At 60.0% G+C, this 24,003-nt stretch carries 22 protein-coding genes; 4 read left to right on the top strand and 18 right to left on the bottom strand.

Translation table 11 applies throughout. The annotated features are described in order from the left end of the window. Nucleotides 1–29 precede the first annotated feature (29 nt). The 7 genes from GDN47_RS02320 to GDN47_RS02350 all read right to left on the bottom strand — a co-directional run bounded on the left by GDN47_RS02320 (nt 30) and on the right by GDN47_RS02350 (nt 9,449). Complete coding sequence (locus tag GDN47_RS02320; RefSeq protein WP_145316313.1) at nt 30–3,374, bottom strand: efflux RND transporter permease subunit; 3,345 nt, start codon at nt 3,372–3,374, stop codon at nt 30–32. A gap of 14 nt (nt 3,375–3,388) precedes the next feature. Then, on the bottom strand, nt 3,389–4,579 hold the full coding sequence (locus tag GDN47_RS02325; RefSeq protein ID WP_145632157.1) for an efflux RND transporter periplasmic adaptor subunit: 1,191 nt from the start codon (nt 4,577–4,579) through the stop codon (nt 3,389–3,391). A 392-nt stretch (nt 4,580–4,971) separates the two neighbouring features. Further along, nucleotides 4,972–5,940 carry an ABC transporter substrate-binding protein gene (locus tag GDN47_RS02330; protein WP_145632158.1) on the bottom strand — a complete coding sequence of 323 codons (969 nt, stop codon included), beginning with the start codon at nt 5,938–5,940 and terminating at the stop codon, nt 4,972–4,974. 55 nt (nt 5,941–5,995) lie between these two features. Then, entirely contained in the window at nt 5,996–7,129 is a 1,134-nt protein-coding gene (locus tag GDN47_RS02335; RefSeq protein WP_152092587.1) for an ABC transporter permease, read from the bottom strand. After that, the gene (locus tag GDN47_RS02340) at nt 7,126–8,013 is read right to left on the bottom strand and encodes an ABC transporter permease (protein WP_113330235.1); all 888 of its coding nucleotides are present in this window, start codon (nt 8,011–8,013) and stop codon (nt 7,126–7,128) included. Before GDN47_RS02340 ends, GDN47_RS02335 begins: the two co-directional genes overlap by 4 nt. 2 nt (nt 8,014–8,015) lie before the next feature. Beyond that, a complete protein-coding gene (locus tag GDN47_RS02345; RefSeq protein ID WP_113330234.1) occupies nt 8,016–8,351 on the bottom strand; it encodes a DMT family transporter in 336 nt (111 codons plus the stop codon). A 306-nt stretch (nt 8,352–8,657) separates the two neighbouring features. After that, entirely contained in the window at nt 8,658–9,449 is a 792-nt protein-coding gene (locus tag GDN47_RS02350) for an ABC transporter ATP-binding protein (RefSeq protein WP_113389050.1), read from the bottom strand. Nucleotides 9,450–9,573: 124 nt separating this feature from the next. Here GDN47_RS02350 and GDN47_RS02355 point away from each other — a divergent pair, with 124 nt between their 5' ends. Beyond that, entirely contained in the window at nt 9,574–9,987 is a 414-nt protein-coding gene (locus tag GDN47_RS02355) for a cupin domain-containing protein (protein WP_152092588.1), read from the top strand. A gap of 135 nt (nt 9,988–10,122) precedes the next feature. On the opposite strand, the gene hydA is transcribed toward GDN47_RS02355, so the two are convergent. After that, nucleotides 10,123–11,577, bottom strand: coding sequence for a dihydropyrimidinase (gene hydA / locus GDN47_RS02360; RefSeq protein WP_145632162.1), 1,455 nt, complete (start codon nt 11,575–11,577; stop codon nt 10,123–10,125). A gap of 48 nt (nt 11,578–11,625) precedes the next feature. After that, nucleotides 11,626–12,879 (bottom strand): Zn-dependent hydrolase, encoded by a 1,254-nt coding sequence (locus GDN47_RS02365; protein ID WP_152092589.1) that lies wholly within the window; start codon nt 12,877–12,879, stop codon nt 11,626–11,628. Nucleotides 12,880–13,186: 307 nt separating this feature from the next. On the opposite strand from GDN47_RS02365, the gene GDN47_RS02370 reads away from it, so the two are divergent. Continuing rightward, nucleotides 13,187–13,831, top strand: a complete 645-nt coding sequence (locus GDN47_RS02370; RefSeq protein ID WP_113330229.1) for a TetR family transcriptional regulator C-terminal domain-containing protein — start codon at nt 13,187–13,189, stop codon at nt 13,829–13,831. 92 nt (nt 13,832–13,923) lie between these two features. Here the strand turns inward: GDN47_RS02370 and preA are convergent, their stop codons facing one another. From preA to GDN47_RS02390, 4 genes are all read right to left on the bottom strand, one after another. Further along, complete coding sequence (preA, locus tag GDN47_RS02375; protein WP_113330228.1) at nt 13,924–15,237, bottom strand: NAD-dependent dihydropyrimidine dehydrogenase subunit PreA; 1,314 nt, start codon at nt 15,235–15,237, stop codon at nt 13,924–13,926. Between the two features lie 13 nt (nt 15,238–15,250). Further along, complete coding sequence (locus GDN47_RS02380) at nt 15,251–16,609, bottom strand: NAD(P)-dependent oxidoreductase (protein ID WP_145632167.1); 1,359 nt, start codon at nt 16,607–16,609, stop codon at nt 15,251–15,253. 478 nt (nt 16,610–17,087) lie between these two features. Beyond that, entirely contained in the window at nt 17,088–18,119 is a 1,032-nt protein-coding gene (locus GDN47_RS02385) for a sensor histidine kinase (RefSeq protein WP_113395452.1), read from the bottom strand. Between the two features lie 147 nt (nt 18,120–18,266). After that, on the bottom strand, nt 18,267–19,061 hold the full coding sequence (locus tag GDN47_RS02390; RefSeq protein ID WP_069611680.1) for a response regulator: 795 nt from the start codon (nt 19,059–19,061) through the stop codon (nt 18,267–18,269). 261 nt (nt 19,062–19,322) lie between these two features. Here GDN47_RS02390 and GDN47_RS02395 point away from each other — a divergent pair, with 261 nt between their 5' ends. Both GDN47_RS02395 and GDN47_RS02400 read left to right on the top strand, forming a co-directional pair. Then, the gene (locus tag GDN47_RS02395) at nt 19,323–19,529 is read left to right on the top strand and encodes a NepR family anti-sigma factor (RefSeq protein WP_113395451.1); all 207 of its coding nucleotides are present in this window, start codon (nt 19,323–19,325) and stop codon (nt 19,527–19,529) included. A gap of 11 nt (nt 19,530–19,540) precedes the next feature. After that, entirely contained in the window at nt 19,541–20,092 is a 552-nt protein-coding gene (locus tag GDN47_RS02400) for an RNA polymerase sigma factor (RefSeq protein WP_004107036.1), read from the top strand. Between the two features lie 139 nt (nt 20,093–20,231). On the opposite strand, the gene GDN47_RS02405 is transcribed toward GDN47_RS02400, so the two are convergent. The 5 genes from GDN47_RS02405 to GDN47_RS02425 form a co-directional block, all read right to left on the bottom strand. Continuing rightward, on the bottom strand, nt 20,232–20,636 hold the full coding sequence (locus GDN47_RS02405) for a hypothetical protein (protein ID WP_145632171.1): 405 nt from the start codon (nt 20,634–20,636) through the stop codon (nt 20,232–20,234). A 9-nt stretch (nt 20,637–20,645) separates the two neighbouring features. After that, complete coding sequence (locus GDN47_RS02410) at nt 20,646–20,996, bottom strand: glycine zipper domain-containing protein (protein WP_113330223.1); 351 nt, start codon at nt 20,994–20,996, stop codon at nt 20,646–20,648. Between the two features lie 157 nt (nt 20,997–21,153). Beyond that, a complete protein-coding gene (locus tag GDN47_RS02415) occupies nt 21,154–21,945 on the bottom strand; it encodes a heme ABC transporter ATP-binding protein (RefSeq protein ID WP_145632173.1) in 792 nt (263 codons plus the stop codon). Between the two features lie 7 nt (nt 21,946–21,952). Then, entirely contained in the window at nt 21,953–23,044 is a 1,092-nt protein-coding gene (locus GDN47_RS02420; RefSeq protein ID WP_371864935.1) for a FecCD family ABC transporter permease, read from the bottom strand. 19 nt (nt 23,045–23,063) lie between these two features. Then, nucleotides 23,064–23,999 (bottom strand): heme/hemin ABC transporter substrate-binding protein, encoded by a 936-nt coding sequence (locus tag GDN47_RS02425; RefSeq protein WP_145632178.1) that lies wholly within the window; start codon nt 23,997–23,999, stop codon nt 23,064–23,066. Nucleotides 24,000–24,003 lie beyond the last annotated feature (4 nt).

The raw sequence follows: 24,003 nt of genomic DNA on the forward strand, positions 1-24,003 counted from the left end.
TCATCATCCAGACATCTGCTGAGGCTGTTCTATTCTGCCGCGAAGGGCGGCAGCTTTAGCACATTGGTGCCCACCGACCTGTTTCTTCCATCCTTGTTTTCGATGGCCTCCAGGCGCTCTTCCAGATTGGTGAGCGACTGGCGGTTTTCGTTGACGGCGACGGCCAGACCTTCTTTAGTCACGACCTCGTCGTCCGCATCTTTCTTGCCGACAAGCCTGCCGAAGAGGTAGCCGAGCAGGCGCGACAGGTCGTCCATGATCAGGAAGAAGGACGGCACGACCACAAGGCTGAGTACCGTCGAGACAATGATGCCGCCGATCACGGCTATCGCCATCGGTGCGCGGAAGGAGCCGCCTTCGCCGACGCCGAGAGCGGACGGTAGCATGCCGGCCGACATGGCAATCGAGGTCATGATGATCGGGCGGGCACGCTTCCGGCCGGCTTCGACGACCGCTTCCAGCCGCGGCATGCCCTGATGCATCATCTCGATCGCGAAATCGACCAGCAGGATGGCGTTCTTCGTCACGATACCCATCAGCATCAGAATGCCGATCATGACGGGCATGGACAGCGCATTGCCGGTCATGATCAAGGCCAGCGCCACGCCGCCGATCGCCAACGGCAGCGACAGCAGAATGGTGAAGGGCTGGATCACATCCTTGAACAGCAGGATCAGCACAGTCAAAACGAGCATGAGGCCGAGAAGCATGGCATTGCCGAAGCTCTGCTGCATTTCCTTCTGGACCTTGGTATCGCCGCTTTCTGCCAGATGCACGGTTGCCGGGATCTTGGCGTTGTTGACGATATTGAGGAAGTGTTCCGATGCCGTATCCAGCGCCACGCCTTGCGGCAGGTCGGCCCCGATCGCGACGACGCGGAAACGGTTGTTGCGCTTGATGGAGGAAAGGCCCTCCGAATAGTCGATGTCGGCCACGCTCGATAGCGGCACGGTGGTGCCGGTGGATGCCTGTCCGGTGGTGCCCATCGATGTCTTGATGCGCAACGCACGGATCGCGGCCAGATCTCGGCGCATGCCGAGTGAGGCCTGAACGCGGATTGGGATCTGGCGATCATCGAGCGAGATCTTCGCAAGTGAAGCGTCGATATCGCCGATGGTCGCCACGCGAATCGTATCCGAAATCATCTGCGGCGTGATGCCAAGGCGTGCCGCCTCGTCCTTGCGCGGGAAGATCTGCAACTCGGGCCGCGGCAGGGCGCCGTCGGCGCTGACATTGGCAAGCGCCGGATCGGCGCGCAGCTTGGCTTCCAGAATACCGACGGCCTGATTGAGGTCCTTTTCGTTGCGCGAGAGGAAGTTATAGGTCAGGTCGCGGTCGCCGCGATCGTTCAGCTTGGTGATGCGGACGTCGGGTATCGAGCGCAGCTTGGCAAAGACTTCCTTTTCGATCTCCCATTGCGGGCGCACGCGGCCATGGACGGTAACCTTCGGCAGGTGGGGGCCGATGACAGGCAGCGAGCCGAGAACGTCGTTCACGACCTTCTTTGTCAGCGACTGATCGAGCTTGCCGAGTGTCAGCGTCACCGTGGCGCGGCGCAGTTCCAGATCGCCCTTCGGCGAGGCGCCGCCGAGTACGAAGACGCTTTCAACGCCATCGATACCCTTCACGCGCCGATAGATCTCGTTGGTTGCCTGTTCCGTATCATCGAGCCGGGCGTTCGGCGGCAGTTCCGCCGACAGAACGATGCGCGAGGAGTCTTCCGGCGGGATGAAGCTGCCGGGGACGAACATGATGAGAGCGAAGACCGAAGCGATCGAGAAAGCGAAAGCGGCAAGCAGCGTCGGATAACGCGTGTACCACTTCTTCGTCGTCAGCCGCACCAGCCAGCTATAGCCCCGCATGAAGCGGCCGTCATTGTCGTGATGGTCATCGACGCCGTCTTCGGCGCGCATCAGATAGGCGGCCATCATCGGCGTGATCAGACGCGCCACCAGCAGCGAGAAGAACACCGAGAAGGCGACCGTCAGGCCGAACTGGATGAAGTACTGCCCCGGAATACCCGGCATGAAGGAGACGGGCACGAAGACCGCGATGATGGTGAAGGTCGTCGCAATGACGGCCAGACCGATTTCGTCTGCAGCGTCGATGGCGGCGCGATAGGGCGTCTTGCCCATCTTGATGTGGCGCGCGATGTTCTCGATTTCGACGATGGCATCATCGACGAGAATACCGGTCGCCAGCGTCAGCGCCAGGAAGCTGACGAGGTTCAGCGAGAAGCCGATCTGGTTCATGATCCAGAATGTCGGGATCGCGGAGAGCGGCAAGGCAACCGCCGATATCAGCGTCGCGCGCCAGTTCCGCAGGAACAGGAAGACGACGATGACGGCCAGTATGGCGCCTTCGATCAGCGTATGCATCGCGGATTCGTAGTTGCCATAGGTGTAGTAGACGGAGTCGTCGATCATCTCGATCGAGACGTTCGGGTTCTCCGCGCGCACCTTGTCGAGCGTGTCGGCAACCGTCTTGGCGACGGTCACCTCGCTGGCGCCCTTGGCGCGGAATACGCCGAAGGTGACGACAGGGGCACTGTTGAACCGCGAAAAGGACTTCGGCTCCTGATAGGTGTCCTTGATGGCGCCGAGATCGGAGAGTTTTACGAAGCGCCCGTTGGTGAGCGCGATCGTCGTATCGGCGAGCTGGGCGACATTGCGGGCGTCGCCGAGCACGCGGATCGCCTGCTCGCTGCCGGCAACCTGGCCGCGGCCGGAACCAAGATCGATATTGGTGCTGCGGAGCTGCTGGCTCACCGAAAGCGCTGTTATGCCATAGGCGTTCAGCTTGTTGGGATCGAGCTCGATGCGCACTTCTCGATCGGCGCCGCCATAGCGGTCCACTCGGCCGATGCCCGCCTTGCCCTGCAGCGCGCGCTTGACCGTATCGTCCACGTACCAGGACAGCTCTTCGAGCGTCATGTTCGGCGAGGACACGGCGAAGCTCTGGATCGCTTGGCCGACGACATCGACCTTGGAGACGATCGGCTCATCGATGGTCGATGGCAGGTTGCCGCGGATGCGGTCGATGGCGTCCTTGGTGTCCTGAACGGCCTGCTCTGTCGGCACCTCCAATCGGAAGACGACGACGGTCTGCGATTGGCCGTCGGTGATCGTCGATTGTATCTCGTCGATGCCGTTGATGCTGGCAACGGCGTCTTCGATCTCCTTCGTCACCTGCATTTCGAGCTCGGCCGGCGAGGCGCCGCTTTGCGTCACGGTGACATTGACAATAGGGACGTCAATGTTCGGGAAGCGGGTGATGGGCAGATTGAAGAAGGCATGCGCGCCCACGACCATCAGCAGGAAGAAGCCGAGGAGCGGGGCGACCGGATTTCGGATGGACCAGGCGGAGAAGTTCATCTTGTCGTTCTCGCTCAGTTGGAGGCTTGCGACGTATCGCGAACCGGCGTGATGTGGTCGCCGTCGCGAACATAGGCACCGGCCTTGGCGACGACATCATCACCGGCTTTCAGGCCCTTGACGATCTCGACATAGCCTGAATCCTGGATGCCGGTTTCGACGCTCACGAACTTGACCACGCCGTTTTCGACCTTGCGGGCGGAAGAACCGTTTTCCTCGCTGTTGACTGCCGTCAGCGGCAGCGCAACGCCATCTTCCTGGCGAATGATGATCTCGGCGCTACCATACATGCCGGCGCGGGCCTTCTCGCCTTCGTCGATCGTGATATGCACCGCGCCGAGGCGGGTGACGGGATCGACGATTGGAGCAACGAGACGGACCGTTCCGGCAAGCTTTTCGCGACGGCCTGAAAGCGCGATCAAGGCCTTCTGTCCGCTCGTGATCTTGGTGATATCGCTCTCGGACACATCGACCACCAATTCGAGCTGGCTGTCGCGGATGATGGTGAAAAGCGGATCGCCATTGCCGTTGGCGATGGCGCCGACGCGGGCATTGCGCGACGCGACGGTGCCGGCGACGGGGGTCCTAATGCCTGTTCTGGCAAGCTTGAGATCGGTATCGGCGATCTGGCTGTCGGTAACTTTCAGATCGGCCTCTGCAACGGCGATCGCCTGCTCGGCGGAAACGACGCGCGCCTTGTTGGCGGCGGCGGCGGCATTCGCCTGTTCCACCGAGGAGGTCGACATCGTGCCCTTGGCGCCCATCGTGACGGCGCGAACACGCTGCAATTCTGCCTCTTCGGCATTGGCGCGGGCTTCGGTGAGCTGGGCGTGCAATTGCGCAAGGCTTGCTTCGCCTTTGGCCCGCGTCGCCTGCATCTGGCTCTTCTGCAGAATAAGAGCATCATCGTTCAGCGTGGCAAGCGTGCTGTTCGCGCTGACCTTGTCGCCGACATCTGCGTTGAGAGAGCGGATGGAGAGGCCATCCACCTGCGGCTGGATGTAAACCTCCTCGACAGCCTTCACCGTGCCGGTCGCGACCACCTTGTCGGTCAGGTGGCGCATCGTGGCTGTGGTGATGACGATTGCGGGCAGGTTCTGTTTCGGCGTGGTAACCGGGGGCTCTTCCGCCAGGGCGGCAGACACGCCCAGCAGGGAAAGCAGGATTGCGGTCGTGCTCAGAAGTCTAAACGGCGTAAGGGCCATGCGTCCGGTTCCAGTTCGGCGTTTGATAAAATGGGATTTCGCTGATTTCCGTCGCGAACACGGGGATGCGATGCATGCGGGCCGGCTTCTCCGGCGGATCAATATCCGTCTGTCATGCCTTGCAGTTCCCTCATCCTAAAATCGCAGTGTAGATGGGATCGGTTTTCAATTCTCGCAAGATCACGAGAAAATGATTTCGCGGGCATTTCTATCGTCTACAACCTTGCGAAGCAATCACGGCATTGTGATGTCAGCATTCGAATAGTTGATGGCTGAGGGCTTTTCAGCCAGACGGAGCGACAAAGCCAGCATTTTGTTGCTACTGTTACAAAATGAAAAAAACGCGCGGGGCGGTAACCTCGCGCGTTTTAGCCTCTGTGAGTGCTCCGAGCTTATTTCAGAGCAGCGTCCGTGATCTCATGCGTATAGGCGCCATCCGGCTTCTTGTTGATGATTTTCTGATCGAGCAAGGCTTCGACCGTGCGGTTATAGGTCTTCATGTCGAGCTTGCCGTTGCCGATCAGCTTGGCGACTTCGCCCGCCATGCGCTTCTGGTGGTTTTCATCCTGGCCACCATTGTCCATGACGATCTCGGCGGCTTCATCCGGATGCTCGACGGCATATTTCCAGCCCTTCATCGAAGCGCGGACGAATTTCACCATATCGGCCTTGAACTTCGCGTCCTTCAGCTTGTCTTCTTTGACGTAGAGGCCGTCTTCCAGAAGGTCGTTGCCGAGCTTCGTATAGTTGAAGACGGTCAGGTCTTCGGCCTTGAAGCCGGCATCGATCGCCTGCCAATATTCGTTATAGGTCATGACGGAGATGCAGTCGGCCTGCTTCTGGACGAGGGGCTGCACGTCGAAGCTCTGCTTCAGAACGTTGACGCCATCCTTGCCGCCGTCGGTCTTGAGGCCGAGCTTATGCATCCAGGCGAAGAAGGGATATTCGTTGCCGTAGAACCAGACGCCGAGGGTGTGTCCCTTGAAATCCTTCTCCGTCTTGACCGGTCCATCCTTAGGGCAGATCAGCTCCAGACCGGATTTTTCGAAGGGCTGGGCGATATTGATGAGTGGCACGCCCTTTTCGCGGGCAACCAGCGCGCCGCCCATCCAGTCGACGATCACATCGGCACCGCCGCCGGCGATTACCTGCTCCGGAGCGATATCAGGCCCGCCCGCCTTGATATCGACATCGAGGCCTTCTTCCTTGTAGAAGCCCTTGTCCTTGGCGACGAAGTAGCCGCCGAACTGAGCCTGGGCCACCCATTTCAGCTGCAAGGTCAACTTATCCGCCGCCATCGCGCCCTGGGTGGCGGCAAGCGTCATGGCACTTGCCATCAATGCAAACATTATTTTTTTCATGTCTTCACCCTTTCCCTCTGAAGTTATGCCTTGATCCCTTGGAGGGGATCCTGGATTACGTCTGCCCACCACGGATAGACGGATGCCAGAACGTCACCATTCGTTCGATGATGGCGACGATACCGTAGAAGACCGAGCCGGCAATCGCGGCAACCGCGATCTCAGCCCAGACCATATCGAGGTTCAACCGGCCATTTTCGGTTGAGATGCGGAAACCCATGCCCGACATGGGCGTGCCGAAGAACTCCGCCACGATGGCACCAATCATCGCCTGGGTCGAGTTGATCTTCAGCGCATTGAAAATAAAGGGGGCGGCGGCGGGCAGGCGCAGCTTGAAGAGCGTCTGCCAGTAGCTCGATGCGTAGGTGCGCATCAGGTCGCGTTCCATATTGCCGGCGGCGGCAAGGCCTGTCACCGTGTTCACCAGCATTGGGAAGAAGGTCATGATGACGACGACGGCGGCTTTCGACTGCCAATCGAAACCGAACCACATGACCATGATCGGTGCGACGCCGATGATCGGCAGGGCCGAGACGAAATTGCCGATCGGCAGCAGGCCGCGCCGCAGGAAGGCAAAGCGGTCCGCAAGAATGGCGACGATGAAGCCGCTGGCGCAGCCGATGATATAGCCGATCAGGACGGCGGTGAGGATCGTCTGGCGGACATCGATCCACAATGTCGGAATCGAATTGGCGATCCTGGCACCGATGGCGCTCGGCGGCGGCAGAAGGACCAGGGAGACGCCTGCGCCGCGAGTGACGGCTTCCCAGATGATCAGTATCCATATGCCAAAGATCGCCGGGATCAGCAGCCGCAGCGTATAGTTGCCGGCGGTCGAGTGCGAACGCATCGACGACAGGACGGAAACGCAGCGCCAGGCCAGCAGCCATGAAGCGGCAATCAGAATGAAGAAGGATAGCTGTGCCTTGCCTTCATTGCCGGAAATTCCCGCAAGCAGCAGCCATGCCGCCGCATGCGCGCCGAAGAAGAGGACCGCCGCGCTCAAGTCTGCAGATAGGCGCATGAAGGAAAGGGCGGCCGCCGCAGCAATCAGAATGAAGATGACGAAGGTCGTTCCGCTGCTGACGGGTGCAGCGGCATCCGCTGCGAGCAACGGCAATGCGGGGATTGCTGCAAGACACAAAAGAAGTGCAAGAATGCCCTGCCAGGAGAAAAGAAAGGATCTCATGCCGTTCTGCCTCCCATCGAACGGTCGACGATGCGCGCCGCGATGCTGACGATGCCGACGAGAACGGCAGCGAGGACGGAACCGGCGACCAAGGCCGCCCATATATCGATCGTCTGGCTGTAATAGGAGCCTGCCAGCAGCTTCGCGCCGATGCCGGCGACCGCGCCCGTCGGCAGCTCGCCGACGATCGTTCCGACCAGGCTTGCGGCGATCGCGACCTTCATGGAGGTGAAGAGGAAGGGGACTGAAGCCGGCACGCGCAGTTTCCAGAAGGTCTGCCAGCTGCTGGCATTGTAGGTGCGCATCAGATCGAGATGCATGATTTCCGGAGAGCGCAGGCCCTTCGTCATGCCGACCGTGACCGGGAAGAACGACAGATAGGTGGAAATCAGCGCCTTCGGGATCAGCCCGTCTATGCCAAGAGCGCTGAAGACAACGATGATCGTCGGAGCGATGGCAAGGATCGGGATCGTCTGGGACGCGATGATCCACGGCATGAGGCTGCGGTCGAGCGCGACGAGATGAACGATACCAACGGCAAAGAGGACGCCGAGAATCGTGCCAAAGGCAAAGCCGACCGCTGTTGGCGCCAGCGTTATCCAGGCATTGTAGACGAGGCTGCGATTGCTTGTCGGCACCCGCAGGAAAGTGTTTTCAAAGACATTCTGCGCTACCTGGTGCGGCGCGGGCAGGGTCGGCTTCGGCTGCGACAGCGTCTTGCCGATGAATTCTACCATCGTCGGTGTTACGTTGCCGCGCCGGTCGAGATCGCGCTGGAATGGCGCATTGAGAATGACGGCGAAGACATACCAGAGCAGGACGATCGCCAGGATGATCGTCGTGACCGGCAGGAACTTGTGCTTGAAGAACTGTTCCTTTTCCATGTTCATGCCCTTCCTTGCGCGGGAAGCAGCATGAGGATCATGGCGATGATGCCAAGACCCACGCCGGCAAGTTGCTGCAGGCTCAGCCGTTCGCCAAAAACGATGAAGGCGATGACATTGACGACGACGAGCTGCGCGATGGAGGAAGCGGAGATCGCCAGGCCAAGTCCGCCCTCGCGCATCAACCGCACCATCATCAGATTGCCGACACAATAGAGCGCGAGCGACAGGATCAAGACCAACATGTTGTTGTTGGCGATATAGGCGCGCGAAGCTGTGGCACCGCCGATGAAGATCGCCATCGCGCCGACAAGCCAGAGGAGGAATTGCGGGTTCATGATATTCCTCCGATTGCGGAGCGGCGTTGTTTTCCCGGCTCCGACAGTACGGCAATTGAATGAGAATGAGGCTGCTTCGGCGCACCTCCTTTTCCCCTCGGGGAGAAGGTGCCGCCAGGCGGATGAGGGGGCTTGCCAAGAAAGCGGAAGCCGTTGGCTTTGAAGCGGTTAACCCCCTCATCCGACCCTTCGGGCCACCTTCTCCCCGAGGGGAGAAGGTAAAGACCGCACCGACCTGCTCTTATATGCGATTGCCTTGGGCTCGGTACGGTGAGGGGCCGTCGCGCAACGGAGCCGTCCATCATCCTATTCCTCATAGCTATGCCCTGCTCTCAGCCCTTCCCGGACGCGGTGGGCGATTTCCAGGAATTCCGGCGTTTCGCGAATGTCGAGCGGCCGCTCCGTCGGTAGCGTCGATTCGATGACGTCGGTGACGCGGCCCGGACGCGGTGACATGACCACGATCTTCGTCGAGAGATAGACTGCTTCCGGGATGGAGTGGGTTACGAAGCAGATGGTCTTGTTCGTCTGTTTCCAGAGTTTCAGAAGCTGTTCGTTCAAATGATCGCGGACGATTTCGTCCAGTGCGCCGAAGGGCTCGTCCATCAGCAGCAGATCGGCATCGAAAGCCAAGGCGCGGGCAATGGAGGCGCGTTGCTGCATGCCGCCGGACAGCTGCCAGGGAAACTTGTGTTCGAAGCCGTTGAGATTGACGAGTTCCAGCGTCCGGGCGATGCGCTTGGCCTGCTCTTGCTTGTCATAGCCCATGATTTCGAGCGGCAGGGCGATATTCTTCTCGATCGTCCGCCAGGGATAAAGGGCTGCGGCCTGGAAGACATAGCCATAGGCGCGATTTTTTCGGGCATCTTCCGGCGACATGCCGTTGACGCTGATATCGCCCGATGTCTTACGCTCGAGGTCGGCGATGACACGCAGGAAGGTGGTCTTGCCGCAGCCCGAAGGGCCGATGAAGGAGACGAAATCGCCCTTACGAACATCGAGATCGACATTGCTCAGCGCATGCACCGGCCCGTCATTTGTATTGTAGGTGAGACAGAGATTCCGCGCAGAGACGACGGAGGAAGCGGATGACGTCATTAACACCTACCAGTCCTGTTTTCGCCGCATGTTTGAGGCGGATTGCGTGTTATCCTGTTTGGCATTGCCGCAGTCCGGAGAGGCGCGAAGGCCTTGGGGCTGCTGAACAGAGGGGAGCAATGCCGTGAGTGTCTCATCGAAGCCCACCTGCTATATCGTGCGGCCCGGCAGTACCTATGCCGGAAAACAAGGTCTCAATTATTTCGAAGGGATTGCCGCCGAGACAGTGGGCTCGACGGGGATTTGCATGCATCTTCTGACCATCCCGCCGGGTGCCCGCGCCAAGGCGCATCTTCACGCCTCGCATGAGACGGCGATCTACGCGATTTCCGGAGAGACGCATTGCTGGTTCGGCGACCAGCTGGAAGAGCATGTCATCGTGCGCGAGGGCGAGATGTTTTATATTCCGGCCGGCGTCCCCCATCTTCCCGCGAACTTGAGCGACCGGCCGGCGACAGCGGTCATCGCCCGCACCGATCCGAACGAGCAGGAAAGCGTCGTCCTGCTGCCGGATCTGGAACGGTATGTGCTGTGCTAGAGCCGTCTCGCTTTTCTTTGAATCGCGAAAATGCTCTATCTCCTTGTTTCTACGCAATTCCGGACGGAAAACTGCTGCGCACTTTTCCTGGAATTGCTCTAGATGGCCGATGAGCCGAAGCGCCGTGCCCAAGCGTCATACCCCGCTTGCCGGGATGCCGCTGCGCTGCACCTTGCGCGGCGCGGTGATTTCTTTCCAGGTGGAAAGTGCCCGGTTGACGGCGGTGAAGGGCTCGCGCTTGACGAACTCGCCGTGGCCTTCCCTGGTCTTGACCGTGCCTTCCTCGATGGCGACGATGCCGCGCGTCAGCGTATAGCGCGGCAGGCCGGTCACTTCCTTGCCCTCGAAGACGTTGTAGTCGATCGCCGACTGCTGGGTCTTGGCGGCGATAGTTTTCGAGCGCTTCGGGTCCCATACGACGATATCGGCATCGGCGCCCACAAGGATCGCGCCCTTCTTCGGATAGACGTTGAGAATCTTGGCGATGTTGGTCGACGTGACCGCGACGAACTCGTTCATCGTCAGCCGGCCGGTGTTGACGCCGTAGGTCCAGAGCATGGGCATACGATCCTCAAGGCCGCCGGTTCCGTTCGGGATCTTGGTGAAGTCGTTGAGGCCGAAGCGTTTCTGCTCGGTCGTAAAGGCGCAGTGGTCGGTCGCGACCACCTGCAGAGAGCCGGAGGCGAGACCGGCCCAGAGGCTATCCTGATGCTGCTTGTTGCGGAAGGGGGGTGACATCACACGGCGGGCGGCATGGTCCCAATCTGCATTGGCATATTCGCTTTCGTCTAGTGTCAGGTGCTGGATCAGCGGTTCGCCATAGACGCGCATGCCCTTCTGGCGGGCGCGGCGGATGGCTTCATGCGCCTGTTCGCAGGAGGTATGGACGATATAGACGGGCGAGCCCGCCATATCGGCGATCATGATGGCGCGGTTCGTTGCCTCGCCTTCGACTTCCGCCGGGCGGGAATAGGCATGCGCTTCCGGGCCGTTATTGCCTTCGGCCAGCAGCTTTGCCTGCATCTGCGCGACCACATCGCCGTTTTCGGCGTGGACGAGCGGCAAAGCGCCAAGCTCGGCGCAGCGCTGGAAGGAAGAGAACATCTCGTCGTCATCCACCATAAGCGCGCCCTTATAGGCCATGAAATGCTTGAATGTGTTGATGCCCTTCTCGCGGACGACGGTTTCCATCTCGTTGAAGACCTGTTCGCCCCACCAGGTGATTGCCATGTGGAAGGAATAGTCGCAGGTTGCGCGGGTGGACTTGTTGTCCCACATGGTCAGCGCCTCGAGCAGCGACTGGCCGGGCGAGGGGAGCGCAAAATCCACCACCATCGTCGTGCCGCCGGCAAGGGCAGCGCGGGTACCGCTCTCGAAATCGTCGGAGGAATAAGTGCCCATGAACGGCATTTCGAGATGGGTGTGCGGATCGATGCCGCCAGGCATGACATAACAGCCGGACGCATCCAGCACTTCATTACCCGAGAGATTCGGCCCGATTTCGACGATCTTACCGCCTTCGATCTTCACATCCGCCTTATAGGTCAGATCGGCCGTGACGATGGTTCCACCCTTGATGACTGTGCTCATGGTGCATGCTCCAGATGTGTTAGGTTCCGATGCTGGGAGACGCGGCAGTCAAGCCACGATCTCCGCCGTCTCAACGACTGCGTGGAACAGCACATCCGCGCCGGCGGTCGCCCATTCCTTGGAGATTTCTTCGGCCTCATTGTGGGAGAGGCCGCCGACGCAGGGGCACATGACCATGGTGGCGGGGGCAACCTTGGCGGCCCAGCAGGCATCGTGACCGGCGCCGGAGATGATGTTCATATGGCTGTAGCCGAGTTTCTCAGCCGCGTTACGCACGGAAGTCACGAGCTTGGGATCGAAGGTGACCGGTTCGAAATGGCCGATGGCTTCGACAGAGCAGCCGACGCCGAGGGCATCGGCGATCTTCTTGCCTTCGGTTTCGATCTTGGTGCGCATGCGATCGAGCTTTTCCTTGTCCGGCGTGCGGATGTCGACGGTGAAGACCACCTTGCCAGGCAGGACATTGCGCGAATTCGGCGAGAAGAAAACCTGGCCGACACCGCCGACGGCCCCCGGCTGGTTTTCCATGGCGACGCTCTGCACCATCTCGATGATCCGCGACATAGCAAGGCCGGCATTGACGCGCATGGCCATCGGCGTCGAGCCTGTATGCGCTTCCTTGCCGGTCAGCGTGAATTCCAGCCACCAAAGGCCCTGACAGTGCGTGACGACGCCGATCGTCTTGTTTTCGGCCTCCAGGATCGGGCCCTGTTCGATATGATATTCGAAATAGGCATGCATCCTGCGAGCACCGACCTCTTCGTCGCCGAGCCAGCCGATGCGCTTCAGCTCCTCGCCATAGGTCTTGCCGTCGGGATCCTTGCGGCCATAGGCATAATCAAGTGTGTGCACGCCGGCAAAGACGCCGGAGGCGAGCATGGCGGGCGCGAAGCGCGCGCCTTCCTCGTTGGCCCAGTTGGTGACCACGATGGGATGTTTGGTCTTGATGCCGAGGTCATTCATCGTGCGCGCAACCTCCAGCGCGGCAAGCACGCCGAGCACGCCGTCATACTTGCCGCCGGTCGGCTGGGTATCGAGATGCGAGCCGACATAGACGGGCAGCGCATCTGGATCGGTACCGGCGCGGGTCGCGAACATCGTGCCCATCTTGTCGACGCCGACGGTCATGCCGGCCTTGTCGCACCAGCTCTTGAAAAGGCTGCGTCCCTCGGCGTCCGCATCGGTCAGCGTTTGACGATTATTGCCGCCGGCAATGCCGGGGCCGATTTTCGCCATGTCCATCAGCGTATCCCAAAGGCGATCGCCATTGATACGCATGTTTTCTCCTGGCGCTGCCACCATGATGCAATCCTCACCTGTTTGTCCTGGGGCACGCAAGGCGCATGCCCGAAATTGTTCCCGTTGGTCTTATTTCAAATTCCGGAGCGCCGTCTTGTTTTTCTTGCCCGGAAATCGCCAGTTGCCTTTAGGAGACATCTGACAGATAATTTGACCGATTGGTAAACATTACAACTTCCGTGGCGCGGCTCAAGACGAAAAGCACGAAAAATTCCGATAAAATTTCAGGCGATTGCCAGATCCGATGCATCGACAGGGTGAATGAGGGAACGGCCGAAAGGCTTGGATTTCAAGGAGAAACAGAGCAGATATGGCCATCCCCAGAGCCGCCAGGACGCAGCGCCGTACCCGTATCCAGGAAGAGAAAGAGGAAATCATATTGGAAGCCGCGCTGGACGTATTTTCCGTCAGCGGTTTTCGTGGCTCGACCATCGACCAGATCGCCGAAGTAGCGGGCATGTCGAAGCCCAATCTGCTTTACTATTTCCGCACCAAGGAGGCGATGCATCGGGCCTTGATCGACCGGGTGCTGTTTACCTGGCTGGAGCCGCTGCGCGCTTTCGATGCCAATGGCAACCCCGAAAGCGAGATCCGTTCCTATATCCGCCGCAAGCTCGAGATGGCCCGTGATTTTCCTCGCGAAAGCCGGCTTTTTGCCAATGAAATGCTGCAGGGCGCGCCGCATGTTGAGGACGAGCTGCGTGGGCCGCTGAAGGCGCTTGTGGACGAGAAGGCCGAGGTCATCCGCGCCTGGGCAAAAGCCGGCAAGATCGCCAAATGCGATCCTTATCACCTGATCTTTTCGATCTGGTCGACCACACAGCATTATGCGGATTTCGACGTACAAGTGCGCGCGGTGCTTGGCGACGAGCATTCTGGCGAGGGACGTTTCGAGGATGCTGCCCGCTATCTGGAACAGCTTTTCGTCGACGGGCTTCGGATTCGTCAGGGCTGAGCCGCGGCTCGATCCTTCGGAGGATTGCGCCTAAAATAATAGGCGACCGCAGCAAGCTGTGGTCGCCTTTTGAATGATTGCGGACTTTACCGTTATTCCGCCGCCTGGCGTGCCATCGGATTGTTCGGATGCGTCGTCCAGTTGGCATAGTTCGGATCGACGATCTTGCCGGTGCGCTTGTCGAGGGCGCCGGCCGGCAGTTCTTCCATGGTGATGCAGTTCTCGACCGGGCAGACGTTGACGCACAGATTGCAGCCGACGCATTCCTCTTCCATCACCTCGAAGCGCCTGACGCCATCGACCATGTTGGTGATCGCCTGATGCGAGGTGTCCTCGCAGGCGATGTGACAGCGGCCGCACTTGATGCAGGCATCCTGGTCGATCTTCGCTTTGGCGATGTAGTTGAGGTTCAGATACTGCCAGTCGGAGACATTCGGCACGGCGCGGGCGATAACATCGTCCAGAGTACGATGTCCCTTCTCGTCCATCCAGTCGGAAAGGCCGGTAATCATCTCCTCGACGATCTTGAAGCCATAGGTCATGGCTGCCGTGCAGACCTGCACGTTGCCGGCGCCGAGCGCGAGGAATTCCGCTGCATCGCGCCAGGTGGTGATGCCGCCGATGCCCGATATCGGCAGGCCATAGGTTTCAGGATCGCGGGCTATCTCGGCCACCATGTTGAGCGCGATCGGCTTCACCGCCGGGCCGCAATAGCCGCCATGGCTGCCCTTGCCGCCGACAGTCGGGTTCGGAGCGAAATTGTCGAGATCGACCGAGACGATCGAGTTGATCGTATTGATCAGCGACACGGCATCGGTGCCGCCGGCCTTGGCGGCTCGGGCAGGTTTGCGGATATCGGTGATATTGGGCGTCAGCTTGGTGATGACGGGCATGCGCGTGTACTGCTTACACCAGCGCACGACCATTTCGATATATTCCGGCACCTGTCCGACTGCGGAACCCATGCCGCGCTCGGACATGCCGTGGGGACAGCCGAAATTGAGCTCGATGCCGTCGGCTTCCGTTTCCTCGACCAGCGGCAGGATCGCCTTCCAGGCATCCTCGACGCAGGGGACCATGATCGAGGCGATCAGCGCGCGATCCGGCCAGTTCTTCTTCACCTGCTTCATTTCGCGCAGGTTGGTATAGAGGTCGCGGTCGGTGATCAGCTCGATGTTGTTGAGACCGAGCAGACGTCGGTCGGCGCCCCAGATCGCGCCGTAGCGCGGGCCGTTGACGTTGACGACTGGTGGACCTTCTTCACCGAGCGTCTTCCAGACGACGCCGCCCCAGCCCGCCTTGAACGCGCGCTCGACGTTATAGGCCTTGTCGGTCGGCGGCGCGGAGGCCAGCCAGAACGGGTTCGGAGACTTGATGCCAACGAAATTATTGCGGAGATCAGCCATATCGGTTCTCCTTTCAGGCGACTGCAGCGGCCGGCGTGGCGGCAGCGAGCGCACGATTGATGGATTCGGCCGCGTCGCGACCCTGTGCTACGGCCGAGACCGTCAGGTCGTCGCCGCCAGCCACGCAGTCGCCACCGGCCCATACGCCTTCGATCGAGGTCCGGCCTTCGCCATCGATGGCGATACGGCCGGATTCCATGCGCAGCGCGCCGAGGCCTGAGGCTTCGAACGTCTGGCCGATCGCCTTGAAGATCTGGTCGGCGGCAATGACGCCGACATCGCCGGTGCCAACGAGCTTGCCGTCACGCAGTTCGGTATATTCGACCTCGATGCCAGCGACCTTGCCGTCCTTGTCAAGGATGCGCTTCGGCGCGAGCCAATGGCGGATGATGACGCCCTTGGAGGCGGCCAGATCCTGCTCGAATTCCGAGGCGTTCATGTGTTCCTTGCCGCGGCGATAACAGATCGTCACCTCTTCGGCGCCAAGCAGTTTTGCCTGCACGGCTGCGTCGATCGCGGTCATGCCACCGCCGAGAACGACGACGCGGCGGCCGATGGCGATATCGGCCTTGTTGCTGGCCTGGCGCAGTTCGGCGATGTAGGCGACGGCATCAGCTACGCCCTCGAGATCCTCGCCTTCGGCGCGCAGCGCGTTGACGCCGGCTAGGCCGAGGCCGAGGAAGACGGCGTCATATTGCTGAGAGAGGTCGGAAAGGCTGAAATCGCGGCCGAGTGCCTGGCCGTTTTTCACCTCGATACCGCCGATGGCGAGCACATAGTCGACTTCCTTTTGCGCGAAGTCGTCGACGGCCTTATAGGTTGCGATGCCATATTCATTCAGGCCGCCGGCCTTCTCGCGGGCATCGAAGATGGTAACGTCATGACCCTTGACCGCAAGACGGTGTGCGCAGGCAAGACCGGCCGGACCGGCGCCGATGACGGCGATCTTCTTGCCGGTGGATTCGGCGCGCGTATAGAACTGCTTGTTCTCAGCCATCGCCGTATCGGTTGCATAGCGCTGCAGACGGCCAATCTCGACCGGGCGCTCCTCGGCAGTATTGCGCACGCAAGCCTGCTCACAGAGCTGTTCGGTGGGACAGACGCGGGCGCACATGCCGCCGAGGATGTTCTGATCGAAGATCGTTTTCGCCGAGCCGATGGGATTGCCCGTGGAGATCTGGCGGATGAACATCGGAATGTCGATGGAGGTGGGACAGGCCGTCATGCACGGCGCGTCGTAGCAGAAATAGCAGCGGTCGGATGCGACCAGCGCCTCATGCTTGGTGAGGCGCGGGTGAAGATCGGAAAAGTTTGCATCATATTCGGCGGGCGTGAGCCTGCCTTTATGAATCCCAGTTTCCAGTCGTCCCATTGAAGTTCCCTCTTATAGTAAACGGCTAGTACTGGAACGGTAACTCAGCTTAAAAAATTTATCAAACGGTAAAATTTTGATCGCAAAGCGTGCCTCGATACGCCTTCCTGTGGGAGAACGAGAACGTTTTCGATCACTGGAGCTTTTATCTTAAAGATATGATTTAAATAGTTTTTCTTCTTTTCCGCACGCGGTTCGGAAAGATTTGAGGCACGACAATGACTGCGAGCGCCTGTCTGCAATTGGAGGGACGCCATGTCAGAGGCTGTGCTGAAATGTAAAAAGTTGATGAATTTTTTTGGATCTGGGTGGAACCAAGGCTTTGCAGCATCGTTATGTCGATGTCCTGATGATGATCGCATCTCCTGATGCACGCCCAATACGTCTCAGGACTCTACTCACGGTCCCCTCCCGATGAGTGCAAAGCAGCCAGTGCGCCGCCCTCGCACTGGCTGTTTTATTGTGCTCCCGCCGGCCGCTAGCGGCGTCTTAGGATTTCATATTCAGTTTCGGGAATGGTGAGCCGATAGCCGATGCTGCCGTCGTCAATGGCGAAGTCTGCGCGGCCATTCATGGACGTCGGCACGACGCGTTCAAGCACCGTGCGGCTGAAGCTATTGTCCTCGAATTCATGGTCAGCGGGCGCGTAGAAACGCTCAGACCAGGCGACCTCAATCGCCTTCTTGCCGTCGAGCTCGGCTTCCTTGCAATTCAACGTGATGCTGGTGGCGCCGGTCGAGATGGCGCCATGCGAGGCGGAATTGACGATGAGCTCGTGCAGAGCAAGCCCCAGATGCACGGCGGCATTGGGCGTCAGATGTGCGTTGATGCCGTAGATCGGCATGGGCACGCCTGCATCGGGCCAATAGGGGGCGAACTGCTTTTCCGCCAGTTCGAACAAATATGCACCGCGCCAGCTGGAATCCGTGATGAGATCCTGCGAATTCGACAGGGATTGCAGACGGCCGCGGAATTTGATGAGGAAATTGTCGACGGAAAGCGTGTGGCGGGCGGTCTGCGTGGCGATACCCTGAATGATGGCGAGCAGGTTCTTGGAGCGATGCGACAGTTCGCGCAGCAGCGACTTCAGCACTTTTTCGCGGTGGCGGCTCTCGGTGATTTCGGAGATGACAGACAGCACGCCTTGCGGCTTGCGCCCGCCGATGCGTTCCATTTTCAGCTCGTAGATCCGTGCGCCGTCGCCGCTGGCGATCTCAACCTCGGCGGTTGCTGGCTTGCCGCTTTCGAGCACGCCCCGTTTCAAACGCAAGAGGTGCTCGCCATCCTTTTCTCCAAAGAGATGCGAGTCATTACCGCCCATGACGACAGACGATTGCAGATGGTCCGGCAGATTGTCGGCATAACGGATCGAAAGATTTACATCCTGGAACAGGATGGACACACTGGCGCTCGCAAGCGCCCGCTCCATCAGAGCGGCTTTGCCTTCCAAGCTCAAAGGCGCGCCGGGTAATGGTTCAGACGTATTCACCGGCTTGCCTTTCACACGCATTTCGAGAACCCCGCCGATAGGGCATTCTCACTCGTAACAACTTGAACCGACCTATAGAACCGCCCCGGATAACAGTCGGTAAACCGGCCGTTTCGAACCCAAACGCCCGGTTATGGTCTTTGTTCCGCCATGGGGTTTTCACTTGGATCAGGCGGCCACCTTTGTGGTTTCGTTAAAGAAGAGTGCCTGGCTGATGAGGGCCTTCACCATGTCTGGATTGAAAGGCTTGGTCACGAGGAAAGTCGGCTCCGGCCGCTCGCCGGTCAGCAGCCGCTCGGGGAAAGCCGTGATGAAGATGACCGGGATGCTGGCGGTCTTGAGGATGTCGTTGACTGCATCGATGCCCGAACTGCCGTCGGCGAGCTGGATGTCGGCAAGCACCATGCTCGGCTTCGTCGCATTATAAAGAGCGACGGCTTCGGCGTGGGTGCGGGCAATGCCGGTGACGCGGTGTCCGAGACTCTCCACCATCTGCTCGATGTCCATTGCGATCAGCGGCTCATCCTCGATGATCATGATATCCGTTGCCACCTGGCGCGAGATTTCCTGGGAGGCGGTATCGAGCAGGTGCATGGCATCGCTTTCAGAGACATCGAGAATATCGGCGATCTCGCCGAGGCGGAAACTTTCGACAGATGCGAGCAGGAAAGCCTGACGCGCAAGTGGCGAGACCTTGGAAAGGTTTACGGATGCGCGCTGTTCCCAGGCGAAAGGTGAGGCCGGTTCAGGAATCTGAAGTGTCACGGAACCGAACAGCTTCGTGAACAGTTTATAGAGTGCGACGCGGTCGCTGTCGGTGTCCGGAAAGATGGATATGTCGGCGATGATGGCTTCCAAAACCGCAGCAACATAGGCGTCCCCCGACGTCTGTGTTCCGGTCAAAGCACGTGAATAACGCCGCAAATACGGAAGATGCGGCGCAATGCGTGTGGAAAGTGTCATCAATGGCTCCCGCCTCTATCAAATTCTAATTAAATACAGCCCGGAGGCCGCAATGACTAACAAACGTCAGTTGAGTAAAAAAGTTCCTCTTTGTCGGAACTTTTTTTAGGCAGTCGCATTACAATGCTTACAATCGGACGACCTCAACCTTTACGATTCGTTAGGCAACTGTTTTGAATGAGGTCAACCGCTCTCCCAAACGGGGAGGCAAGGGCGCGCCTTATCCATGAACGCGAGACAATTGAGAAGCGAGCAGGCCAAATGACCATCCAGAATCATGAGGACGCAGATAAGAAGGCATCGGACCTGCGTGCGATGGATATCCTCGACCCCAACAATCAGATCGGCAACCGGCTCCGTTCGTTCTATTCCGCCATGCAGGACGAAGCCATTCCTGATCGCTTCCTGGATCTTTTGGAGAAGCTCGATCAAGCCGAACGCTTGGCCTCCGCAAAGGTCTCCGAATAGGAGGTGGCGCCATGGAAACGCAAACGAGCTTCAAGCGCGAACTTCTCGCCGCCCTCCCGAGCCTCCGAGCCTTTGCCATTTCTCTGACCGGCCGCCACGATCGAGCCGACGATCTTGTTCAGGACACGATCATGAAGGCCTGGGCGAAGCAGGACCATTTCGAGATGGGCACCAATATGAAGGCCTGGCTCTTCACCATCCTGCGCAACGAGCTCTACAGCCAGATGCGCAAGAGCGGCCGTGAAGTGCAGGACAGCGACGGCGTATTCACCGAATCGATGGCGACGCATCCCTCGCAATATGGCGCCGTAGACCTGCAGGATTTCCGCAAGGCATTGGACCAGCTGCCGCCCGATCAGCGCGAAGCCATCATCCTGGTGGGCGCATCCGGATTTTCCTATGAGGAGGCAGCCGAGATTTGCGGCTGCGCAGTCGGCACCATCAAGAGCCGCGTCAACCGCGCGCGCCAGCGGCTGCAGGAATTGTTGGATATTTCCGGTGAGGCCGATTTCGGCCCGGATGCCACGTCTGCACCGCTGACGTCCAAAGCATTCGCTTTCTAAGAAAAGGCCCGGTGCTATCGACCGAGCCTTTTCTCGTTCCGACCGATTTCTACGGTTTTCATGCCTTTTGCGGCAGCCCGTCAGTGAAGAGCGGATTCAACTCCGCCTTGTCGGCCCTTTTACGCTCATGAATGCCGGTTCAATCGTCCTCGTCGCGCGTACCGAACAGATTGCCGAAGAGAAGAGCGGCGGCAATGGCCGCAGTCATCAGCGGTTGCTTGCGTACGAGGCCGAGCGCTGCGGCCGCTACAGATTCCATCGCCAGCACACGCTCTCTGGCCTGCCGTTTCTCCTGCTGGTTGATGATGGCCATAATGACGAGGACGATCAGCCCGAGCAGCAGAGCGCCTGCCGCTATCAGCAGCGCCGAAACCGCAGCATCGTAGATCGTCGCAAGCCAGATGGCAGCCGCGATCAGGGCGAAGGCATAGGCCGTCAGCAGCAGGAGGACGGCAATGGCAATGAAAATACCGTTGCGCTTGGTCCGCGCAACGGTACGGTTGAACGTGCCTGACAGAAGTAGGCCGAGGATCGGAGCGATCATCCCGCCACCCTAGCGGCGAGACAAAAGCAGGGCGACGGCAAGGCCGAAGGCGGCAGCCGCGCCGATGGTGGCGACGGGATGCTGGCGTACAGTTCTGCGCACTTCACGCGAGCCCCTTGCATAGCCGCGCTGCAAATCGTGCAGCAATTCTTCACCGCGGACAGCGAGATCATCAAGTCCCGACTCGGCATTTGCGCGCCATTTCTTGCTTTGCTTTGCGCCATTCTCGCCGATCAGCTTGGCAAAGGCCGCAACTTCTTCGCGCAGCGAGTCGATCTGTTCTTCGATGGTTGCTTCGACATCATGCAGGCTGCTGCCATTGCGCTTGCCGCGCGTCGAATGGAGGAAGGATGTGGCCATGTTCAGCTCCCTTTCGCTTTGGGCGCCCCTTGGGGCACCTGTTTTCGTGATGATCGGGATTTTTCCGACACACCAGAATATTCCACGCTCGGAACATCGATTCCGACCGCGTCATCTCAACGCGCGGATGCAACAAAAAGTTCCGGATGTGCGGGCGTCAATCGGCCAGTGCGCTATGGGCGAGAACGAAGGGAGCACCGTCGGAGGGAACGCGGTTGACGCGCAGGTTGCAGCCGAAGACATGCTGCAGGTGCTGGTCCGTCAACACGTCCTTGATCGATCCCGTGGCCTGCAGCCGACCGTTCTTGAGCAGGACCATCCGGTCGGCGAAAAGCGCGGTCAGGTTGAGATCGTGCATGACGGCGATGACGCCGCCGCCACGCCGGCAGAATTGCCGTGCAAGCGTCATGATGGTGAGCTGATGGCTGATGTCGAGGCTGGAAACAGGTTCGTCGAGCAGCAGCCAGCAAGGCTTGCCATCAATGACGGGCTCGGAAATCTGGCAGAGCACGCGCGCGAGCTGGACACGCTGCTGTTCGCCGCCGGAAAGCTCCTGATAGAAGCGGCCTTCGAAGCCGCCGAGATCGACGGCGGCAAGCGCCTCCGTCGCGATACGATCGGCTTGCTCCGGATGGCTATTGCGGCCGCTGGTCAGGCCCATGCGCACGATCTCGCGGACGGTGAAGGGGAAGGATATCGAGCTTGCTTGGGGCAGGACGCCGCGCATTTCAGCAAGCTGCCATGGCTCCAGGGCCTTGATTTCAACACCGTTCATATGGATGCCGCCGCTATAGGCGAGCTCGCCTGAGATGGCTTTCATCGTCGTGGTTTTGCCGGAGCCGTTCGGCCCGCAAATGGCGGTCAGCGTGCCGGCCTCGGCCGTGAAGGATATATCCTGCACGACCGGTTTGCCGGCAAGCCGGATGCTCAAATTGGAGACATCGATCATCGCGAACTCACAGGTTGAGACGCGAGCGCTGCCTGAGCAGCATCCACAGGAAGAAGGGACCGCCAACGCCAGCCGTCAGAATGCCGATCGGCAGCTCGGCCGGAGAAACGATGGTGCGGGCGACCACATCGGCAGCGACCAGCAACGAGCCGCCCAGCAGTGCCGAGGCCGGCAGCAGGAAACGATGGTCGGGGCCGATGACCATGCGCAGGATATGCGGGACGACGATGCCGACAAAGCCTATACCGCCGCTGACGGCGACGGAGGCGCCGACCGCCGCAGCGACGCTGACGATGGCGATATTCTTCAGCCGCTGCACAGATATCCCCATGTGGAAAGCGGCCGCCTCGCCGAGCGTCAGCGCATTCAGCCCGCGCGCCATGAAGGGAAGGGGCAGAAGCGAAAGGACGATGATCGGGCCGGCACCTGCGACCTTGCTCCAGGTCGAGCCCGCCAGCGATCCCATGCTCCAGAAGGTCAGGTCGCGCAACTGCCGGTCGTCGGCCATGTAGATGAGGATTCCCGTTGCCGCCAGCGCCAGCGAACCGAGCGCGATGCCGGCCAGCAGCATGGTCGCGATGGAGGTCTGCCCGTACCGGGTTGCGACTTTATAAAGCAATATCGTCGTTGCCAGACCGCTGATGAAGGCGGCGATGGGAAGAGCGAAGACGCCGAGGATATGCGCAACCGGGGCAAGCACGCCGCCGCCGAGGACGATCATGGCAACCGCACCGAGGCTGGAACCGGCAGATACGCCGATCAGGCCGGGATCGGCCAGCGGATTGCGGAAAAGGCCCTGCATGACAGCACCCGAAACCGCCAGCCCGCCGCCGATCAGGAAGCCGAGGACGGCGCGAGGCAGGCGGATCTCGAAAATGACGATGCGGTCGCGGATGCTAAGCGTGCTTTCCGTGCTGCCGGTCAGTATGCCCGTTACGATATCGATGACCGAAGCATTCGATGCGCCTGTCGTGATCGAAAACAGAAAGGCGGCTGCCGAAATCACCAAGAGGCTGGCGACAACGAAGATTGCAAGCGTGCTGCGATCTCCCTCGCGTCGGCGTGCCGGGTTTTGCGACATCTGCTTCAGTCCGGCCATGGCATCGTTGAACGCCACGTCAGCCTCCGTAGATCGCCGCGTTCAGCTCGCGAATGGCGCTGGCCGTGCGTGGTCCGAAACCGAGGAGGTGCAGGCCGTCCATGCGCACGATCGCCTTGTGGCTCGCGGCCGGCGTCAGCGAAATGGCCGGCTGCTTCAGGAGGTCTTCGTTCGACATCGACAGCGGCCCTTCGCGATCCATGATCAGGATCACGTCCGGCTTGGCTTCGATGATGGCTTCATCCGTCACCGATTTGTAGCCGGAGAAGCCGCTGATCGCGTTGGTGGCGCCGGTAAGCTTGATGATGCCGTCGGCGGCCGTATTGGTGCCCGAGGCCATGATCTTGCCGTTCTGGTTGCTGAGCACGAAAAGGACGCGCTTACGCTCGGCCTCCGGGCGCTTGGCTGATTCATTGATGGCCGCATCGAGATCGGCGGCGACCTTGGCTTCCAGGGCCTTGGCCTTGTCCGGCACGCCAAGCAGCGCGCCGACGACTTCGATCTTCTTCAGGATGCCGTCGCGATCGTAGTGTTGCGGCACGGTCTCGAAAGGCAGGCTGGCATTGCGCAACACGGCCAGCGCTTCCGGCGGCCCGGAGCCTTCGACGGCAATGATGGCGGTCGGATTGACGGCCAGAATGCCTTCCGGCGACAGCGCGCGCATATAGCCGACATCGGGAAGCTTGGTCGCTTCCTTCGGATAAAGGCTGGTGGAATCGCGGGCGATGAGCCGCTTTTCCTCGCCGAGCGCATAGACGATCTCTGTCACATCGCCGCCGATGGAGACGAGGCGCGAGGTATCCGGCATCTTGGCCGTTTCGGTGGCGTGCGCGTGGCGCACGAAACTGCCAAGGCCCGCGATCGGGTTGGCCGGCACGAGCGGCAGGGCCATTACCATCACGGTCAGAGCGACTTCCCACGGCCTGATGCGCTTCAAGTTCTTGAACATCGTCATGACC

This window comes from Martinezella dioscoreae, assembly GCF_009176305.1.
GTDB classification, from domain to species: domain Bacteria; phylum Pseudomonadota; class Alphaproteobacteria; order Rhizobiales; family Rhizobiaceae; genus Rhizobium; species Rhizobium dioscoreae.

Excerpts from the sequence above, each read along its gene's own strand:
- GDN47_RS02425 (WP_145632178.1), bottom strand. The coding sequence starts at position 23,999 with ATGACGATGTTCAAGAACTTGAAGCGCATCAGGCCGTGGGAAGTCGCT.
- GDN47_RS02365 (WP_152092589.1), bottom strand. The coding sequence starts at position 12,879 with ATGGTGGCAGCGCCAGGAGAAAACATGCGTATCAATGGCGATCGCCTT.
- GDN47_RS02330 (WP_145632158.1), bottom strand. The coding sequence starts at position 5,940 with ATGAAAAAAATAATGTTTGCATTGATGGCAAGTGCCATGACGCTTGCC.
- GDN47_RS02350 (WP_113389050.1), bottom strand. The coding sequence starts at position 9,449 with ATGACGTCATCCGCTTCCTCCGTCGTCTCTGCGCGGAATCTCTGTCTC.
- GDN47_RS02405 (WP_145632171.1), bottom strand. The coding sequence starts at position 20,636 with ATGATCGCTCCGATCCTCGGCCTACTTCTGTCAGGCACGTTCAACCGT.
- GDN47_RS02340 (WP_113330235.1), bottom strand. The coding sequence starts at position 8,013 with ATGGAAAAGGAACAGTTCTTCAAGCACAAGTTCCTGCCGGTCACGACG.
- GDN47_RS02320 (WP_145316313.1), bottom strand. The coding sequence starts at position 3,374 with ATGAACTTCTCCGCCTGGTCCATCCGAAATCCGGTCGCCCCGCTCCTC.
- GDN47_RS02390 (WP_069611680.1), bottom strand. The coding sequence starts at position 19,061 with ATGACACTTTCCACACGCATTGCGCCGCATCTTCCGTATTTGCGGCGT.
- GDN47_RS02410 (WP_113330223.1), bottom strand. The coding sequence starts at position 20,996 with ATGGCCACATCCTTCCTCCATTCGACGCGCGGCAAGCGCAATGGCAGC.
- GDN47_RS02345 (WP_113330234.1), bottom strand. The coding sequence starts at position 8,351 with ATGAACCCGCAATTCCTCCTCTGGCTTGTCGGCGCGATGGCGATCTTC.
- GDN47_RS02380 (WP_145632167.1), bottom strand. The coding sequence starts at position 16,609 with ATGGGACGACTGGAAACTGGGATTCATAAAGGCAGGCTCACGCCCGCC.
- GDN47_RS02420 (WP_371864935.1), bottom strand. The coding sequence starts at position 23,044 with ATGGCCGGACTGAAGCAGATGTCGCAAAACCCGGCACGCCGACGCGAG.
- hydA (WP_145632162.1), bottom strand. The coding sequence starts at position 11,577 with ATGAGCACAGTCATCAAGGGTGGAACCATCGTCACGGCCGATCTGACC.
- GDN47_RS02400 (WP_004107036.1), top strand. The coding sequence starts at position 19,541 with ATGGAAACGCAAACGAGCTTCAAGCGCGAACTTCTCGCCGCCCTCCCG.
- GDN47_RS02370 (WP_113330229.1), top strand. The coding sequence starts at position 13,187 with ATGGCCATCCCCAGAGCCGCCAGGACGCAGCGCCGTACCCGTATCCAG.
- GDN47_RS02415 (WP_145632173.1), bottom strand. The coding sequence starts at position 21,945 with ATGATCGATGTCTCCAATTTGAGCATCCGGCTTGCCGGCAAACCGGTC.
- preA (WP_113330228.1), bottom strand. The coding sequence starts at position 15,237 with ATGGCTGATCTCCGCAATAATTTCGTTGGCATCAAGTCTCCGAACCCG.
- GDN47_RS02385 (WP_113395452.1), bottom strand. The coding sequence starts at position 18,119 with ATGCGTGTGAAAGGCAAGCCGGTGAATACGTCTGAACCATTACCCGGC.
- GDN47_RS02325 (WP_145632157.1), bottom strand. The coding sequence starts at position 4,579 with ATGGCCCTTACGCCGTTTAGACTTCTGAGCACGACCGCAATCCTGCTT.
- GDN47_RS02335 (WP_152092587.1), bottom strand. The coding sequence starts at position 7,129 with ATGAGATCCTTTCTTTTCTCCTGGCAGGGCATTCTTGCACTTCTTTTG.
- GDN47_RS02395 (WP_113395451.1), top strand. The coding sequence starts at position 19,323 with ATGACCATCCAGAATCATGAGGACGCAGATAAGAAGGCATCGGACCTG.